The sequence below is a fragment of the Acidobacteriota bacterium genome (assembly GCA_004299485.1).
In the GTDB taxonomy this organism is placed as follows: domain Bacteria; phylum Acidobacteriota; class Terriglobia; order Terriglobales; family SCQP01; genus SCQP01.
In genome coordinates, this window is the sequence record SCQP01000016.1 from 231,018 (window position 1) to 248,545 (window position 17,528).

Here is a 17,528-nt window from a genome sequence, read left to right on the forward strand (position 1 = left end):
CATGCGTCGGCCGCGGTGGCGCCATGGCAAGTGCTTTTGCAGCGCGGGCGGGTGCTGGATTGGATCGAAATTGTCGTCCTTGCGCCGACGCTGGCTCTTTCGGTGGCCCAGCGGCCCGGGGGCTGGACGGGGATCGTGGCGACAGTCGCGTTCGCGGTGAGCACTATTTCCTCGCAAGGCGCGGCGGGGTTGTTGCTGTCGTGCGCCTACCCGGAGCCGGTAGAGCGCTCGGATTTCCGCTCCGGAATGAATGCGACCGGAGGGAATTGGATTCTGCTGGGCACCATGATCTGGACGGTAGGCTTCCTGCTTGCATTTCTGCGCACCTGGCCCGGCGCCGCGGCGTGGATCTGGCCGGCAGCGCTTGCCGGGGTCTGCCTGCTGATCCGGGAGGCGGTGGTCCGGCGTTTAAAGAGTCAGCTTGCGACTACCTGGCCGGCGCGGGTGCTGGCGCGGATGGGAGCGGTGCTGTCGTGAGCGCGGCGATCGAGTTGCGGGAGGCGAGCAAGCGCTACGGCGATTGGGGGCGCTTTGCGGTTGAAGCGCTGTCGTTCGCGGTCGAGACGGGTACAGTGCTGGGCCTCGTGGGCCCGAATGGCGCCGGCAAGACGACGACTATATTTATGCTTGCGGGCTTGCTGGAGCCGAGCGCGGGAACGCTACGGGTGCTGGGGCGTGAGGTGCGGCCGGGGCTCGGCGACCCGCGCGTGGGGCTGGTATCCGGCTCGCTCGAGGAATTCGACTATTTGACGGGGACGGAGTCAGTGATCCTGGTGGGACGTCTGCTGGGGCTGCCGGGCCGGGAGGCGGCGCGGCGGGCGGAGGCGCTGCTGAAGCTATTCGATCTTGGTGGGGCGGAGAACGGCCTGTTGCCGACTTATTCTTCCGGGATGAAGCAGAAAATCCGGGTTGCATGCGCGCTCGTGGGCACTCCGGAGGTGCTGCTGCTGGATGAGCCGTTCGAGGCACTGGATATTACGGCGAGCGCGATTTTGGCCGAAATCATCCGGCGGTTTGCAGCGGGCGGGGGAACGGTGCTGCTCGCCAGTCATGATCTGCGGCTGGTGGAGCGGGTGGCGACACATTACGCGATCCTGAAAGCCGGGCGGCTGGTCGAGACCGGCAGCCTGAGCGCGCTCGCCAGCGGCACGGCCGACGGGGGCGGAGGGCACCCGGCGCTGGAGCAGCGGTTCTGGGAGCTGACTGGGCCGCCTGCGGTTCCCGAACTTGACTGGCTGCGGCAAGGGAGTGAGGGCTCCGCCTGTGCCGGCGAGCCCGCGGGAAGCTGAAGGCATGAGAGTGGCTCGACCCTGGCGGCGCGGGGCGCTTATGATTAGGTTGTGAACTCAATTCATGCTTTTGCCTGGCACAACGGCCAGCTGGTTCCCACTGCGGAGCTGCGGGTCTCGCCGCTGCAGACGGGGCTGCTGAGCGGCTGGGGGCTGTTCAGTACGCTGCGGATTTACCAGGGCGTGCCGTTTGCTCTGGAAGATCACTGGCAGCGACTGGCGACCGATGGGGCCAAGCTGCTGATGGATATGAGTGGGCTGGAAGAGGAGATGCAGCGCGCGCTGGCGGCCGTCATCGCCCGGAATGACGCGCAGGAGGCGGTAGCGCGGGTGTACTTCATCCGCAACGGCGGCGGATTGCTGGACTGCCCGCATGAGCGCGCGACCGACGTGCTGGTGTTTACGCGGGCGCTGCGGAGCTGGGGCGAGGCGGCAAAGCTGCTGTTGCAGCCACATGGGCGCGACCCGGAAGCGCCGCTGGCGGGCACCAAGACGCTGACCTGGTCGCATAACCTGGTGCAGGTGGAGCAGGCGCATGCGCGCGGCTACGACGACGTGCTGCTGCTGAATCCGCGCGGGGAAGTGGCCGAATGCACTTCGGCGAACATTTTTGTGGCGCGCAACGGGCGGCTGCGCACGCCGCCGCTGAGCTCGGGCGCGTTGCCGGGCATCAGCCGCAAGCTGTTGCTGGCGGCCGCGCCCAAGCACGGACTGAAAATTGAGGAAGCGGCGCTGACCGAGGCCGATTTGTACACGGCCGAGGAGATTTTCATCACCTCGAGCACGCGCGAGGTGCAGGCGGTGGAGCGGATTGAAGCCCGGGACATTCCGCGCGGGCCGCTGACCGCGCGCGCCCAAGCTATCTTCAAGGAACTGGTGGGGGGTTACGTGGCATCGCACAAGGAGCTCGCGGCAAAACAGGTATGAGCGCGGGGCGGCCCATCCTGATCGTGGAAGACGAAGACCTGATCCGGGATACCTATGCCCGGCGGCTGGAGCATGAAGGCTATGCGGTGCGTCAAGCGGCGAGCGGGCGCGAGGCACTGCAGAGCGTGCGCCAGGCGGCGCCGCAGTTGATCCTGCTGGATGTGATGCTGCCCGACATCAGCGGCCTGGAGGTGCTGAAGTCGCTGCGCGCCGACCGCCGCTTCCTGTCCACGCCGGTGGTGCTGTTCACCAACCTCAGCCAGCACATGGACAAGCATCAGGCGGCGCGGCTGGGCGCGACGGACTATCTGGTGAAATCGGAAGTCGCGCCCGCCGACGTGGTGGCGCGGGTGCGGCAACTGCTGGAATCGAATCCCGGCCGGCGGCCGATTGCCAGCTTCCGGCTGAGCGTGGATCCGGCGCAGGGGGATGCTGGGGCGCTGGCGTCGCTGCTAGGCTATGAGCGGGATTACCGCTGCCGCCAGTGCGGCGGGCGGATGGAATTGCAGTTGGATGGTGATTTCTCCGATCCCTGGTCGCGCAACTTCCGGGTGCGCCTGCGCTGTCCGGCCTGCCTGGAGAACCTGCGCGCGCCGGTAGAGAGCCCGAACTGATGTGGTCGGCGCTGCGCAAGGCGATCTCGAATCAAGCCGAGGCGCTGTTGCGCTGGCTGACCGCCTCGGTCATCCGTTCCACCGCCATTTTCGTCATCCTCACCTTCGTTCCGATTCTGCTGCTGACCTACTACATTGTGGCCACCAGCATCCGCAACACCAAAGCGGCGCAGTCGGGCGCCGACCAGCAGGTGGCCCAGTTCTCGGTATCGCTGCTCAAAGCCAACTTTGGCGGGGAGCGGGAAGCGCTGGCGGGCGCGGCGGATGAGAGCTCGCTGGAGCAATTGCTGCGGGAGAGCCTGCAGCCGGAGTCGCGCTCGGCGCGGACGCAGCGGAAGCAAGAACAAGACCTCGCCCGCGCGCAGCAGAGCGCGCGGCAAAATCTGTCGCGCCTGCGCGCCCGGCGCGCGGAATTCATGGCGATTGCGCTCTACCGCGGCGATGGCGCCCTGCTGGCGGCGGCGCCGGAGGAGAGCAGCCAAGTTCCGGACTTCACGGTTGCGGCCACGGATCTGTCCCCGCCGCCGGCTGCTCTGGTTCCGGTGCTGACCGCGGCGGTGTTGCCCCTCTGGTTTCAGCAGGCCCAGGCAGGCCGGTCCGTAACCTCGGCGGCGCTGCCGGCCCGGGCGCATTGGCCGCGGCGGCTGGCGTTTGCGGTGCCGGTCAGCTTCAACCCGCCGGCGCACCGCCCGGGCGCAGCGGGCAGCACCGGCGTGCTGGTGGGCTTTCTGCCCACGGCGGTAGTCGGGGACTGGGTGAACCACCTCAGCGCCGGCCCCAACCGCTATTTATACGTCGTGGACCGCGACCATCAGATTGTTTCGGGTCCGGTGAATGGCCCGTTCACGCCCGCGATTATCGCGCAGCTCCCCGGGACCGCCAGGGCGTTGACCGGTCACAGCGGCAGCGGCGAATTTGTCAGCGCCATTCAGCTCGAGAGCCACGCCATTACCTATGCGCCGCTGCCGGAAGAACAGATGGCGCTGGTGCTGGTGCGGCCGGTGCGCTTCAGCTTTTATATCTACCGCGTCTTTTACGACAAGCTGGCGCTGATCGCGCTGGTGATCTTTCTGCTGGCCGTGGCCACCGGCCTGCTGTTACGCGCCGCCTTCCGCTATTACCAGCGCTACAGCCGCGAGGTGGAGAGCGGACGCGCCAAGACCGAAGCGCTGCTGGGGAGCATGGGCGACGGCGTGTTTGCCGTGGATGGCGAAGGCCGCATCATCGAGTTCAATCGCGCCGCGGCGGCGCTGACGGGCGAGACTGCGGCGCAGGCGCTGCATCGTCCCTATACCGAAGTCATCCAGCTCAGCGAAGAGCATCCAGGCCAGCTTCCGCAGCATCCCGACCCTGTGCGCCGCGCCATGGCGCAGGGCCGGACCTTCCGCCTGCTGCGCGACCTGACGCTGCTGCGCGCCGACGGCACGCGGCTGCCGGTGACGTTCAGCGCCGCGCCGGTACGGGACGAGCAGGGCGGGGTGCAGGGCTGCATTGTGGTGTTCAGCGACGCCAGCCAGGAGCGGGAAGTCGACCGCATGAAGAATGAGTTCATCAGCATCGCCAGCCACCAGTTGCGCACGCCCATGAGCGGCGTGAAAGGCGTGCTGGCGCTGCTGATTGAGGAAGTGCTGGGGCCGCTGAACATCGAACAGAAGCACTACTTGCAGCGCGCCTATGAATCGAATGAGCGCCTGATCGCGCTGGTGAACGATCTGCTGAACGTGAGCCGTCTGGAACAGGGCAGCCTGCTGCTGCGCACCGAGGCGGTGGATCTACCGGCGCTGCTGCGCACGCTGGCGAGCGAGTTTCAACCGCGCGCCGCGCGCTACCATCAGAACTTGCTGCTCACGGAGGCGGCCAGTCCGGGCGACAGCCGCGCGGGGCTGGTGCAGGGTGATCCGGTGCGGCTGCGCGAGGTGTTCGCCAATCTCGTCGATAACGCTATCAAGTACACGCCGGAAGGCGGAACGGTGCGGCTTGCCTGGAGTCCGACGCCCGACCAGGTCGTGGTGGAGGTCAGCGACAACGGCGTGGGCATTCCCGCCGACAAGCTTTCCAGTCTGTTCCTGAAGTTCAACCGCATTCAGAACCCGCTCAGTGGCCGGGAGTTCGGCACCGGCCTGGGCCTCTATTTCGCGCGCTCGGTAGTGGAGCTGCACCAGGGCCGCATTGAAGTGGCGAGCGAACCGGGTCAGGGGACGACGTTCCGCGTCTTTCTACCGCGTCAGCCCGCGCCTGCCGCCGACGGAAGCGCGACCCCGCTAGTGGACGCCACCACCGCGGCTCCGGCACACTAAAGAAGCATGAGTACGTCTGCCGCTCCCGCCCCGTCCTTGTGGTTCAAAAACGCCGTCATCTACGAAGTGCCGGTGCGTGCTTTTGCCGACTGGAACGGCGACGGCATCGGCGATTTTCGCGGCCTGATCGACAAGCTCGATTACCTGCAATGGCTGGGGGTGGACTGTCTCTGGCTGCTGCCCTTTTATCCTTCGCCGCTGCGCGACGACGGCTACGACATCGCCGACTTTCACGACGTGGATCCCGATTACGGCACACTGGAGGACTTCCGGGAACTGCTGGAGGAGGCGCACGCGCGGGGCATGCGTGTGCTCGCAGATCTGGTGCTCAACCATACCTCGGACCAGCATCCCTGGTTTCAGCAGGCGCGCAGTTCCGCCGATTCCCCCTATCGCAACTGGTACGTCTGGAGTTCCGACCCGCACCGCTACGCGCAGGCGCGGATCATCTTCACCGATACCGAAGTCAGCAACTGGACCTGGGATCCGGTCGCCAACGCCTATTTCTGGCACCGGTTTTACAGTCATCAGCCGGATTTGAACTACGAGGAACCGGCGGTGCGGAAGGCGATGATCGAGACCGTCTTTTACTGGCTGGATCTCGGCCTGGACGGCTTCCGCTGCGACGCCGTGCCGTATTTGTTCGAACGCGAGCAGACCATCTGCGAGAATCTGCCCCAAACGCATGCGTTTTTGCAAGAGTTGCGCCGTCAGGTGGACGCCCGCTACGGCGGGGACCGCATTCTGCTGGCGGAAGCCAATCAATGGCCGAGCGACGTGGTACGGTATTTCGGGCAGTCACAGCCGGGCGAGCCGGCGGAATTTCATATGGCGTTTCACTTTCCGCTGATGCCACGGCTGTTTATGGCGGTACGTCAGGAAACGCGCCGGCCCATCGTGGACATTCTCGCGCAGACACCGCCCATCCCGGAGAACTGCCAGTGGGGCCTGTTTCTGCGCAACCATGATGAGCTGACGCTGGAGATGTGCACGGACGAGGAGCGCGATTACATGTACTACGAGTACGCGCGCGAACCCCGCATGAAGCTCAATCTCGGCATCCGCCGCCGGCTGGCGCCGATTGTGGACAACAGCCGCCGCGAAATTGAGCTGATGAACGTGATTCTCTTCTCCATGCCGGGCACGCCGATTCTCTATTACGGTGATGAAATCGGCATGGGCGACAATATTTATCTCTCCGACCGCAACGGCGTGCGCACGCCCATGCAGTGGAACATCGACCGCAACGGCGGCTTTTCCAAGGCGCCCACCGAACGCCTGTATGCGCCCCTCATTCAGAACCCCATCTACAGCTTTCAGGCGGTCAATGTGGAGCGGCAGTTTCAGGACCCCAATTCCCTGCTCAACTGGATGAAATCGCTGCTGAAGCTGCGGCACAACAACCCGCTGTTCGGCTGGGGCGGAATCTCTTTCCTGACCCCGGGCAATGAGCGCGTGCTGGTCTACCTGCGCCGGCTGGCGAAGCAGTCCTCGCACTCCTGGGGAGAGATGCCGGGCGCGCGCTGCGTGCTGGTGGTGGCCAACCTGTCGCGGCATTCGCAGGCGGTCGAATTGGATCTGTCGAGCTTTGCCGGCTGGACGCCGCATGAAATGTTCGGCGAGACGGTGTTTCCGGCAATCGCCACCGCGCCCTACCAGCTCAGTCTGGGCGCCTACGGCTATTATTGGTTCCGTTTAGAACCCCCGGGCGGCAGCGACGTGCCTGCGTTGTGAACTACTTCAACTACTTCACCGAAATCGAAGAGCATTTTCAGCACAAGCGGGGCGCGCAGATTCTGCTCTCGCCGGTCGATTGGGCGCTGATTGCGTCCTGGCGCGAAGCCGGCATTCCGCTGGCGGCAGTGCTGGCCGGCATTGATGCCGCCTTTGAGAAATTCGATTCCGGCCGCCGCCGCGATACGCAGCGGCATCGCTCGCTAATGTATTGCGCCGCAGCAGTGCTGGACGCAGCCGAAGCGGCGCGGGCGGCAGCGGTGGGCGCGCCCTCGACGCCTGAACCTCCATCGCCGGAAGAGGATACCTTTAGTCCGGGCCGCATCCGCGCGCATCTGGAAAACGCCGCCGCACGGCTTGCTGCGGCATTGCCTGACGGGACGGCCAGCGATGTCGTCGATACCGTGCGGCGCCTGGCGGCCGCTGATCCGATGGGGCCGCTCGAGCAACTTGACCGAGTTTTGACGGTATGCGATGAGAAGCTGCTGGCGGCACTCACGGCCGCAACGCCGGTGGAAGTCATGGTCGCGCTGCGCGCGGATATGGACCGCGATCTGGCCGCTTACCGGCGCCGGCTGCGACCGGAGCAGCTCGCCATGATCGAGCGGCAATTCGTGCAGCGCCGGCTGCTGGAGCATTGGAAAGCACCGCGCCTGAGCCTGTTCTACCTAGATGTATAATCTAGATGAAATGGATGCGATGAAGACCGTGGGCCTATTTGAAGCCAAGCAAAAGCTCTCCGAGCTGGTGGAGCGCGCCCGCACGGGCGAGGAAATCGGCATCACCCGGCATGGCAAACTTGTAGCCAAGGTCGTTCCTGCGGCGGAAGTGCCCAAGCGCACCTGGAAGGAGATCTTTGCTGACCTCGACGAGTACCGGAAGCACTTCAGCCCTGGCACGCGGCCGGTGAGCGACGAAGAAATCGTAGCCATGATCCACGAAGGCCATTAGTGAAAGGCCTTGTGCTGGATGCTTCCGTGCTGCTCCGCTGGGTACTGGAGGGCGAGATTCCCGTGCTCGCAGTGTCGGTGCGAGAGCTGATCCAGCAGCAATACGAGGCGCTAGCGCCTGACCTGTTGCCGTGGGAAGTCATGAATGCGATTGTGATGTCCGACCGCAACAACACCTTGGGACATCCTTTCGACTACGCTTGTCAGCAGGCTGCGGCGTGGCTAGCGCTCGTTCATATCGAACCGGGAGCGCAAACCCCTCTCGCGGCGAGCGCGGCGCTGGCGCGGCAATATCGCTTGACTGCGTACGATGCGGGATACCTCGAGTTGGCGCTGCGCCAGAATCTTCCGCTGGCGACTCTGGATCAGCAACTGTACCGTGCGGCGGTGGCGGCGGGCGTGGCGGTGGATTTCTAGTGGTAGAGACGCTCGAAGTCACCATTGAAAAGCTGGTGAACGGCGGGGAGGGACTGGCGCGGCTGCCGGCAGATGCGGCTGGGCGCCGCGAGGTAGTCTTCGTGCCCTTTACCCTGCCGGGCGAGCGCGTGCGCATAGAACGCGAGGGCCGGCGGGTGCGGCTGCTCGAGATTCTGGAACCTTCGCCGGAACGGATTGCGCCGGGCTGCGAGTACTTCGGCCGCTGCGGCGGCTGCCAGCTCCAGCACACCAGCGCGGCGCAGCAGCTTGCGCTCAAGCGCGCCATCCTGCTTGAAACATTGCAGCGGACCGGAGGCGTGGTGTGGGAGGGGGAAGTGCAGGAACATGCCGCCGAGCCGTGGGGCTATCGCAATCGCGTCCGCTTGCAGGCGCAGCCGGGCGTGGGTACGGGTTATTACGAGGCGGCGAGCCACCGCGTGCTGGCCATCACTCACTGTCCGATTGCATCAGAGGCGATTAACCAGGGCATTGCCGAGCTTGCCGCCGCCGACGTCAGCGGGCGAGCGGAACTCGAACTGGCCGTCGATAATCAGGATGGTGGTCTGCACGACGATGCCCCACTCTCGTTTGCGGTCGCGGGCCGGAGCTATCGCGTCAGTCCCGGCGCATTCTTTCAGGTAAACCGCTACTTGGCGGAAGTGATCGTAACAGCGGTGACCGCGGGCGAGCAGGGCGAGGCGGCGCTCGACTTGTTCAGCGGGGTGGGATTGTTTGCCCTGCCTCTAACTGCGGCGTTTGCACGAGTGGAGGCCGTGGAGGCCAACCCGGTTGCGGCAAAAGACCTGCGCCACAATCTCGCCACGACCCGTACCGCCGGGGTGACGATCGCGGCCATGCCGGCGTTGGCGTACCTGCGCCGCCGTACTCCTGAGCCGGTTGATCTGCTGGTCGCGGATCCGCCGCGCGCCGGACTCGGCCCGGAGCTGACGGCGGCCATCGTGGCGCTGGCGCCCGTGCACCTGCATCTGGTGTCGTGCGACCCCGCCACGCTGGGGCGCGACCTGCGGCAGCTTCTGTCGGCGGGTTACCGCATCATGGAGATGCACCTGCTGGATCTGTTCCCGCAGACGGCGCACATCGAGACGGCCGTCAAGCTGCACCGCGAAACTTAGTTGCCGAAGTGCCTAGCGAGGTAGGCGACGAGCGCGGGCTCATCCTGTGCGGAAACTTGTGCGCCGAGGCCGACCATCTCGTTGACGGTCCTGGTCCAGCCGGTGGCGTCCTGCGGATGCTGCGTAAGGGTGTTGAGTCCATGGCAGCCGCCGCAGCGCGCCAGCACCATCTGCCCGATGGCAGCATCGGCTTCTTCCGGCACGGGCGCGCTCGCGGCGGCCGCTTCTGGATTCAACGCAGGCCGCTGGCCAACGTTGGTAAGCGCGACAAGTAACGCCAAGCCAACTGCCAGGCCCAGCAGGACGAGAGGAGCTTTTACGGCAGACTTCACGCTCCCTTATTTTAAAACGATTTGCTGATGCCAATGGTGAAGCGGGCCAGGCCGTGATCGGCGGCACGCGCTTCGGGTACGATCCAGATGTCGTGGCCAATGGGGAAGCGAATGCCGGCGCCGATAATCGCCGAACCGTGCGTGGCCGAACCCCATTGCGACAGGCCGACGCCACCGAGAATGTACGGGATGAAGGCTTCATTGTCGGGGTGGAACTCATAGCGAAAAGTACCATCTAGCGTAAAAAGTCCCGTATGACCGCTGCGGCCGAGCGCGGCGCTGGGCACAAAAGCAATGTGGCTGTTGATGGGAAAAATCAACTCGCCGCCGCCCACAAATCCGCTGGGCGAGCCTAACAGCGCGCCGCCAAAGATGTTAAAGCGCGTGGGACCTTGCGCCAGAGCCGGCAGAGAAGCGAGCAGCAGGCCCACGAGCGCAATCCAACCGCAGTACTTTCGCATGGAAAATCCTCCTGCTCTGGAACTTGCAAGTGGAAGGCCAAAGTGGGCAGTTATCAGTTGTCAGTCATCAGTTTTCAGTAAAGGCTCGTCGAGATGGGCGCACGCTGGGACGGCGGCGGCAGGACTGAGAACTGAAAACTGAGAACTGAAAACTTCAGCGGTAGAGCATCCAGTAGACGGCGACGCCGGTCACCGAGACATACATCCAGATGGGCCAGGTCCAGCGCGCCCACTGACGGTGGCGGCGAAATCGGCCGCGCAGCGCCAGCACCAGGGTGATAATCGCCAGAACCGGCACCGCGGAGGCGAGCAGCGAGTGCGTGCTGAGGATGGCGAAATAGGTAAGCCGGAGCCAGCCGACGCCGGTGTAGTAAACGATGCCGTTGTGAAAATGATCGGCGAGATAAACCGCCAGGAATACGGCCGAGGTGGCAAAGGCGGAAAGCATGAAGGCACGGTGCGCGCGCACGCGCTTGCGCTTGATGCAAACCAGGCCGCAGACCAGCAGCGCCGCGCTCACCAGGTTGAGGGTGGCGATCCAGACAGGCAATGAACTCCAGCCAAACATGATGCCCGATCAGGGATGGAAGAGCCGGTCGTAAGCCATGAGGCCGAACAGCAGCGGCAAATAGATCACGCTGGCCCGCAATAGCGACAGATAACTCTTGCGCGTTTTGGCGCGCACACTCTGAAGGCTGGCATAGAGCAGGCCGCAGCCCAGCACCAGCGCGCCCGCAAAGTAGAGCGGTCCGGTGAGGCCGATCAGGCTGGGCAGCAGGCTGACGGGAATGAGGGCGAGCGAATAGAGCAGCACCTGGCGCGAGGTCTCGCTGCCATTTTCATCGACCACGGGCAACATGCGGATGCCGGCGCGTTCGTACTGCTCTTTGTAGAGCCAGGCAATGGCGAGGAAGTGCGGAAACTGCCACAAGAATTGAATGCCGAACAGAATCCAGGCGGCGGTGTCGAGGCCACCCCGCGCCGCAGCCCAGCCCATCAGGATGGGTCCGGCGCCGGGCAGCGCGCCAATGAGCGTGCTGATGGGGGAACGGAACTTCAGCGGCGTGTACGCCAGCAGGTAGACGGCGCTGGTCGCCAGCCCCCAATAGGCGCAGGGCCCATTGATACCCCAGGCGAGCAGTGCTGTACCGGCGGCGATGGTCACGCCGCCAAAGAGAGCGGCCGGCGGCGGCTGAATTTTTCCCGCCGGCAGCGGGCGCGCCATGGTGCGGGACATGAGGGCGTCGGTACGCCGCTCCCAAAGCTGATTGAGCGCCGCGGTGCCGCCGGCCAGGAGGGCGGTGCCCACAGCGAGTTTGAGCAATAGCGCCCAACCCAGCGCCGTGTCGGCGCCGACGTAGCAGGCGGCGACGGCGGTCAGCACGACCAGGAGGGTGACGCGCGGCTTGGTCAGCGCCAGACAGCTTCCGGCCCACTCGCCCAGCGTATGCGCGGGAGCCGCGGGCGGAAGCGTCCGTGGCCTGACGGGTCTTGCTGTCAGCGAGGGCGCAGAAGTGTGCTGCAATTCGGGCAAGTTCCTATTTTGGCAGAGTACGCCAGAGCAGCGCGACCAAAATGGCGACCGGCACTACGGTCCAGATCCATTCGTTGATGAGCCGCCCGCGGCTGGGCATAGGATTGGCTCGCAAATGCCGCAGCCGCCAGAGCACCAGCGCCAACACGGCGGCGGTGCAGGCGATCAAAACGATGACATAAATCGTATGCATGGCGGCTAGAAGGGCCGGATCAGCACCATGATCAGGATCAGGAAAAATACCAGGGCAATGGAGCCGTGGAAGATGCCCAATTGCCTGGGCGCCAGGTCCTGCTCGGGCATGCGGCGCAGGCGGACCGTCAGCAGGATGTCCAAGATAATCAGGATCACGACCAGCAGCAGTTTGGCGTGCAGCCAGGGCGCCATGCGAATGCCGGGCAGGAGGTAAAACAAAATCAGCCCCGCCAGGATGGTGATGGCAGCGCCGGGATGCGCGATGGCGCGCATGGCCTTTTGCGCCAGCTCCGCCCGCTGCTGGCGCAGCGGCAGCGCATCGCCGCTGCGGCCGCTGCGCGCCACCGAGAGAGCGTAAAACAAGCCACCGATCCAAAGCACGATACCGGCGATGTGAAACAGCAACACCCAGCTCAGCAGGTTCGTCCAGGGATTCATGATTGCGGCACCGCTTCTGGGCGCACAAAGCGTCCGTGGGCTTTCAGCAGGCAGGCGTCGGACACAACTTGCATGCCGGCTTGGTGCGCCCGCGCTTCGGCGCCGGCATGGGATACACCTTCCTGCAGCCAGAGCAGCCGCGCGCCCAGACCGATCGCCTGCTCCACGATATCCGGCACAAACTGGCTGCGGCGAAAGACGTCGACGATATCTACCGGCCGCAGGGTGTCCGGAATCGCATCCAGCGAGGGGAAGGCCGTTTCTCCCAGCACCGTGCGCTCGCCCGGGTTTACCGGAATAATGCGGTAGCCTTGGGACTGCAAATATCGAGCCACCCCATAGCTGGGCCGCGCGGGATTGCTCGAAAGGCCGACGACAGCGATGGTGTGCGCGGTACGGATGGTTTCCAGGATTTCTGGCTTCAGTTTCATGAGCAAATCGGTAGCGATTGGCGATTAGCTATGTGGCTCGCCACTTTTTGCTTTGGTCGCTCCCGTTGGTCGCTTGGAGTGCGGGCTTCGATTCCCGGCAGGATCCGCCCGCTGGCGCTCGGGGCTCCTCCAAGCTGCCGCCAAGGGCGGCGCGCCCGCCTTACCTCGCGCCCTTGGTTGGCGTGGGGTTGCTTTTTGCAGGCCGAACATTTCGGCTTCGGTCAGGGGACGCATCTTTCCTGATTGTAGCTGGCCAATGGTCAATTTGCCGATGGCCACGCGTTTCAGCTTTTCCACCGGGTGACCGACGAGCTGGAACATTTTGCGGATTTGATGATAGCGGCCTTCGACCAGCACCACCTCGAGCCAGGGATTTTCGCGCGAGGTGCGGTAAACGCCTGCCTGCTGGCGGGCGCGGCCGCTGGCGCCGGCGTCGCGCAGCCAGCGGATTTGCGCCGGCGCGGTGCGCCGGCCATCGATCGTGACGCCGCGCCGGAGCCGTTCGAGATGTTCTTCGCTGGGCCGGCCGCTGACTTTCACCCAGTAGGTCTTGGGCAGCGCCGTGCTGGCTTTCAGTACATGGTTGGCGAGCTCGCCGTCGTTGGTAAGCAGGATCAGGCCCTCGGAGTGAAAATCCAGCCGCCCGACGGGATAGAGACGCTCCTTGATGCCCCGCAGCAGGCGAGTGTAATCGCTGATGCTGGGGCGGCCCTCTGGATCCCTGAGGGTGCTGACCACACCTTTGGGCTTGTAAAACAGCAGGTAGCGCAGGTTCCGTTCGCGCTGGAGCGGCTTGCCGGCTACGGCAATCCGGTCCGTGTCCCAGTCGGCTTTGCTGCCCAGCTCGGTCACAATGCGGCCGTTGACGCTCACCTGGCCGGTGGTGATCAGTGTTTCCGCTTGCCGGCGGGAGGCATACCCCGCCTGGGCGATGAGCTTTTGCAGCCGGCTTTTCATTGATCGCGGGCACCCAGCCGTGCTTCGCCCGGCGGCCCGTTCTCCGCGTCTGCGGGGGAGCGGCGGCGGGGGCCCCCGTGCCCCACCGCCGCCCGCATAACTGTCAGGAGCTTTGCCAGTGCCATGCCCATCTAGGGTATCAGGGCAGCGAGGCGAGTTGGGTGGCGTTGGGCGACGCGGTGACGCCGAGGGGGCCTTTGCGGGCAAGAATGTCGATACGAACCGGCGCCAGGCCCTGACCGCTGAAATGCAGCGCCCGGGCGGCGCCATAGCTCAGGTCAATAATGCGGGAGTCAGGCACCGGACCGCGGTCGTTGATCCGCAAAATGACGGCCAGATTGTTTGCGAGGTTGGTGACGCGGACGCGCGTGCCCAACGGCAGGGTGCGGTGGGCGGCGGTCATGGCCCACATATTGAACGGATGGCCGCTGGTGGTCTCTTTTCCCTGGAAAAATGAGCCATACCAGCTCGCGATACCCACCTGGTAGGGGAGCTTGACCGGAGGAATGGGGGCGGCAGGACTAAAGTCCTCAGGCTGGCCTGCCGATGATGCGTTAGGAACCCGCACGGCCAAAGGCGCGCTGAGGAGCGACATGGTCAAAAGGAGGAAGGCAAAGATTCGTCTCATGAGCAGCTAGGGAACAAATGGTGCTGTTCGGGTACGGCTGTGGCGTTAAACTCCTTTGCTTGGGGATGCTTCCTCGAGGGTGCCGGATGGCTCTCGTAGTGGAAGTAAGATGCCCTAATTATAGCTTAGGTTGCCTCGAAAGTCCACAATGCCGAGCCGAACTGTCCGTCTGACCCGAATCGCCCTGATTGCCTTACTTTTGCCCGCGGTGGCAGCGGCGGCGGGCGTGCCGCCGAAGACCGATCCTCCCTTGACGCCGGTCGAGAAGGTGTTGCAGCGACGGCTGGGGCAGATACTGCGCGGGCCTGGATTTCAGCACGGCTTCTGGGGCGTGTACGTTTACGACGCCAGCCGGCGGCGGGTGCTGTTCGACCATAACGGCGAGCGCTGGTTTACGCCGGCGTCGAACGCCAAGCTGTTCACGCTGGCGACTGCGCTCAGCCTGCTGGGCAGCAACTTCCGGTTTCACACAGTGGTGCAATCGACCGCCGCGCCGGATGCCCAGGGGGTGATTGCCGGCAACGTGGTTCTAGTGGGCGCCGGCGACCCGAGTTTGTCGGGGCGGTCCTACCCCTACGAGGTGCCGCCGCCGGAGCCTGCGCTGCCGTACGATCCGAGTGCCATCCCCTTGCTGCTGGCGCGGTCGCTGGCCGGGCGTGGCGTGACGCAGATCAAAGGCAACATCGTCGGGGACGACAGCTATTTCACCGATGATCCCTATCCCGTCGGTTGGGCCATCGACGACATGCTCTGGGATTACGGCGCCCCGGTGTCGGCGCTGACGCTGAACGACAACACCCGCTTCCTGCAGATTTACCCTGGACCGCGGCCGGGCGCGTTGCCGCGGCTGGTCTGGACGCCGGCACTGAATCCGCCCGCTACGGAAAATCTGATCCGCACCGGCGCAGCCGGCAGCGCCACGCGCGTGGACCTCAATCTGGACCCGGCCACAGGCGCGCTGCGGCTGACCGGCATGATGGCACTGGATAACCCTGGGGTGCTGGAAGCTCTGGCGGTGCGCCATCCGGCGCTGTACGCTGGGCAACTGCTCAAGCAGGCACTAGAGGCGCAGGGGATCAAAGTCGAGGGCAAAGTCATTGCCTGCCATAGCAACTGCCTGTCCGGCCCACCCTACCAGCTCACCGCATGGCAATCGCCGCCGCTGGCCGAAATCGAACAGGTCACGGCCAAGGTCAGCCAGAATCTGGAAGCGGAGCTGCTCTTGCGCGTGCTGGGAAAACTGCTGGGCAATAGCGCCTCGCCAGCCCATGATCCCAGCCCGGATGCGGAGACGCGCGCGGGCGAGGCGGTCGTCCATGGCTTCTTGTATCAGGCGGGGTTGAATGCCACCGACACGGCGCTGATCGATGGCTCCGGTCTGGCGCGCAGCGATCTGGTCACACCCGCGGGCATCGTGCGCCTGCTGCTCTATATGGACCGGGGCCAAGAGGCGAAAGCGTGGCACGCCCTGTTACCTGTGGCCGGTGAGGACGGCACCCTGCAGCACCGCTTTCTGCACGAAGCGGCCACGGGGCGGCTCGACGCCAAAACCGGCTCGCTGAGCCACGTCAACTCGCTCAGCGGCTACGTGCAGGCGCGCGAGGGCGACACGCTGGTATTTTCGATCCTAAGCAACAACGTCAACCGGCCGAATGCTGCCGTGCGCAAGCAGATCGACCAGATCGCCAACCTGCTCGCCGCGTGGTAGCGAAGCCGGGCGGCGGCTCGCATCAATTGCCGAAGACCGCGCCATGCGGGATGGCGCTGCCGGTCCAGCCGTTCGGCCAGCGGCGGGTGAGGTTGAGCTTGTAAGGCAGCAGACGGAGTTGGCCGGTGCTGCGGTTGATGGCGGCAAACAAAACTTCGGTTTCCATGGCGCCATACCCCGTAATCACCAGGCGATCGCCTCCAGGTTCGGCGGCAATCCAGTGCGGGTCATTGCTTGGCGGCAGCAGGATGCGGCTGACCTCATGCGGGTGTTCGGGGTCGTGCATATCGATGCTGAGGATGGCGTGGCCGCTTTGGGTATTCCAGATGAGGTATTGTCCCTCAACGACGGGAACTTCGCAAAAGCGGTAGCCGGGGTCGTAGATAGCGCGCAGCGTGGGATTATTGCCGGCGAGGCCGTCGACCCGGTACAGGCCGCAGTAGAAGTCGGGTACGACGACGGTGCGGCCATCGGCAAGCACGCGCGGCTCGGAAGAATCGGCAACGTCGGGGAGCGTGCGCGGATCCGAGCCGGGCAGAACCATGGTCTTGAGCAGTGTGAGATCGGAGAGACGCCAGACCTGCGCAACGCGGCTGGGCTGCGCGCCCATCATGTCGGCGCTGCTGGAGACGACGCGGTCGAGCGCGGGCACGACGGCCAGGCTATAGGGGCGAATATTCGGGTAGCCGGCGACCGCAGCGGAGACGGAGCGGACGACATGCCCGTCGGGCGCGAACTCGACCAGCCCGCCGGTGGCGTGATTGAAGCCGCCGGAGTATTGAAACGTCGCCAGGGTGTTGCCGTTCGGCAAATAGATGAACGAGTGCGGGTAGCTGAAGTTGCCCACACTGCCAAACTGCCGCAGCAGGCGCGGGTGCAGGGGGTTGTGAAGATTGAAAACGTAGGTCTGGTTGCCGAGCCAGTCGTTGGCGTACAAATGACCATCCGGCGGCAGAGCGTAGCTGGTGTGGTGGGCCATGCTCGCCTGGCCCACGGGCAGCATGGCGACGAGCTTGCCGAAGGGCTTGGCGCCGGGCGCGACGTTGAACACGGCCAGAAAATCGCGGCCCAGGCCTTGCGGCGAGCGGACGCCGGGTTTCATCTCCATAGCGGCATGCGGATGCCGTGACTCCATGGCCCAAACAAAAAGATGTGGCTCGCCACTTTTTGCTTTGGTCGCTCCCGATGGTCGCTTGGGGTGCGGACTTCGATTCCCGGCAGGGTCCGCCCGCTGGCGCTCGGGGCTCCTCCAAGCTGCCGCCAAATGACTTTGACTGGCACGGGGCCTGGCGTGGCTGCGCCACGCCACCCGCTTGACGCTCGGCCGGGCCGAGGGCCCCGGGAGCCCCGGCCCGGCCTTCGCGTTAGGCTGCGGCGGGCGGGTTGCGGCCAGCAGCAGCGGCAGCGCGGCGGCGAGCGCGGCCAACAGGCAAGCGAGGGGGAGGCGCTTCATGGGGTACAGTATGCACTGGGTTGCACCCGG

20 protein-coding genes are annotated in these 17,528 nt (G+C 65.0%); 10 read left to right on the forward strand and 10 right to left on the reverse strand.

The window, feature by feature from the left end; translation table 11 throughout:
- Positions 1-23 precede the first annotated feature (23 nt).
- From EPN33_12335 to EPN33_12375, 9 genes are read left to right on the forward strand one after another with little or no spacing between them, the layout of a single operon-like run.
- Complete coding sequence (locus EPN33_12335) at positions 24-1,289, forward strand: ABC transporter ATP-binding protein (GenBank protein ID TAN21404.1); 1,266 nt, start codon at positions 24-26, stop codon at positions 1,287-1,289.
- Between the two features lie 51 nt (positions 1,290-1,340).
- Positions 1,341-2,216, forward strand: a complete 876-nt coding sequence (locus EPN33_12340; GenBank protein TAN21405.1) for a class IV aminotransferase — start codon at positions 1,341-1,343, stop codon at positions 2,214-2,216.
- Positions 2,213-2,830, forward strand: a complete 618-nt coding sequence (locus EPN33_12345; GenBank protein TAN21406.1) for a response regulator — start codon at positions 2,213-2,215, stop codon at positions 2,828-2,830. The genes EPN33_12340 and EPN33_12345 overlap by 4 nt, the downstream gene beginning before the upstream one ends.
- Complete coding sequence (locus EPN33_12350) at positions 2,830-5,127, forward strand: sensor histidine kinase (protein ID TAN21407.1); 2,298 nt, start codon at positions 2,830-2,832, stop codon at positions 5,125-5,127. The genes EPN33_12345 and EPN33_12350 overlap by 1 nt, the downstream gene beginning before the upstream one ends.
- Before the next feature lie 6 nt (positions 5,128-5,133).
- Positions 5,134-6,861: a maltose alpha-D-glucosyltransferase gene (treS, locus tag EPN33_12355; protein TAN21408.1), complete on the forward strand. Its 1,728-nt coding sequence runs from the start codon at positions 5,134-5,136 to the stop codon at positions 6,859-6,861.
- Complete coding sequence (locus EPN33_12360; GenBank protein ID TAN21409.1) at positions 6,858-7,541, forward strand: hypothetical protein; 684 nt, start codon at positions 6,858-6,860, stop codon at positions 7,539-7,541. The genes treS and EPN33_12360 overlap by 4 nt, the downstream gene beginning before the upstream one ends.
- Complete coding sequence (locus EPN33_12365; GenBank protein TAN21410.1) at positions 7,534-7,812, forward strand: type II toxin-antitoxin system Phd/YefM family antitoxin; 279 nt, start codon at positions 7,534-7,536, stop codon at positions 7,810-7,812. Before EPN33_12360 ends, EPN33_12365 begins: the two co-directional genes overlap by 8 nt.
- On the forward strand, positions 7,812-8,228 hold the full coding sequence (locus EPN33_12370) for a PIN domain-containing protein (protein TAN21411.1): 417 nt from the start codon (positions 7,812-7,814) through the stop codon (positions 8,226-8,228). The genes EPN33_12365 and EPN33_12370 overlap by 1 nt, the downstream gene beginning before the upstream one ends.
- Positions 8,030-9,361 carry a class I SAM-dependent RNA methyltransferase gene (locus EPN33_12375; protein TAN21412.1) on the forward strand — a complete coding sequence of 444 codons (1,332 nt, stop codon included), beginning with the start codon at positions 8,030-8,032 and terminating at the stop codon, positions 9,359-9,361. Before EPN33_12370 ends, EPN33_12375 begins: the two co-directional genes overlap by 199 nt.
- On the opposite strand, the gene EPN33_12380 is transcribed toward EPN33_12375, so the two are convergent.
- From EPN33_12380 to EPN33_12420, 9 genes are all read right to left on the reverse strand, one after another.
- Entirely contained in the window at positions 9,358-9,693 is a 336-nt protein-coding gene (locus EPN33_12380; GenBank protein ID TAN21413.1) for a hypothetical protein, read from the reverse strand. The two genes, EPN33_12375 and EPN33_12380, sit on opposite strands and share 4 nt — an antisense overlap.
- Before the next feature lie 11 nt (positions 9,694-9,704).
- Positions 9,705-10,154: a hypothetical protein gene (locus EPN33_12385; protein ID TAN21414.1), complete on the reverse strand. Its 450-nt coding sequence runs from the start codon at positions 10,152-10,154 to the stop codon at positions 9,705-9,707.
- Between the two features lie 154 nt (positions 10,155-10,308).
- Entirely contained in the window at positions 10,309-10,722 is a 414-nt protein-coding gene (locus tag EPN33_12390) for a DUF420 domain-containing protein (GenBank protein TAN21415.1), read from the reverse strand.
- Positions 10,723-10,731: 9 nt separating this feature from the next.
- On the reverse strand, positions 10,732-11,598 hold the full coding sequence (gene cyoE, locus EPN33_12395) for a protoheme IX farnesyltransferase (protein TAN21560.1): 867 nt from the start codon (positions 11,596-11,598) through the stop codon (positions 10,732-10,734).
- A 94-nt stretch (positions 11,599-11,692) separates the two neighbouring features.
- Entirely contained in the window at positions 11,693-11,881 is a 189-nt protein-coding gene (locus tag EPN33_12400) for a hypothetical protein (protein ID TAN21416.1), read from the reverse strand.
- Positions 11,882-11,886: 5 nt separating this feature from the next.
- On the reverse strand, positions 11,887-12,321 hold the full coding sequence (locus EPN33_12405; GenBank protein TAN21417.1) for a hypothetical protein: 435 nt from the start codon (positions 12,319-12,321) through the stop codon (positions 11,887-11,889).
- A complete protein-coding gene (locus EPN33_12410) occupies positions 12,318-12,752 on the reverse strand; it encodes a CoA-binding protein (protein ID TAN21418.1) in 435 nt (144 codons plus the stop codon). The genes EPN33_12405 and EPN33_12410 overlap by 4 nt, the downstream gene beginning before the upstream one ends.
- A 24-nt stretch (positions 12,753-12,776) precedes the next feature.
- Positions 12,777-13,709 (reverse strand): rRNA pseudouridine synthase, encoded by a 933-nt coding sequence (locus EPN33_12415; GenBank protein ID TAN21419.1) that lies wholly within the window; start codon positions 13,707-13,709, stop codon positions 12,777-12,779.
- A 139-nt stretch (positions 13,710-13,848) separates the two neighbouring features.
- Positions 13,849-14,337, reverse strand: coding sequence for a septal ring lytic transglycosylase RlpA family protein (locus EPN33_12420; protein ID TAN21420.1), 489 nt, complete (start codon positions 14,335-14,337; stop codon positions 13,849-13,851).
- 148 nt (positions 14,338-14,485) lie between these two features.
- Between EPN33_12420 and dacB the strand changes: the two genes are divergently transcribed.
- A complete protein-coding gene (gene dacB, locus EPN33_12425) occupies positions 14,486-16,045 on the forward strand; it encodes a D-alanyl-D-alanine carboxypeptidase/D-alanyl-D-alanine-endopeptidase (protein TAN21421.1) in 1,560 nt (519 codons plus the stop codon).
- A 22-nt stretch (positions 16,046-16,067) separates the two neighbouring features.
- On the opposite strand, the gene EPN33_12430 is transcribed toward dacB, so the two are convergent.
- Entirely contained in the window at positions 16,068-17,498 is a 1,431-nt protein-coding gene (locus EPN33_12430) for a hypothetical protein (protein TAN21422.1), read from the reverse strand.
- Between the last annotated feature and the right edge of the window lie 30 nt (positions 17,499-17,528).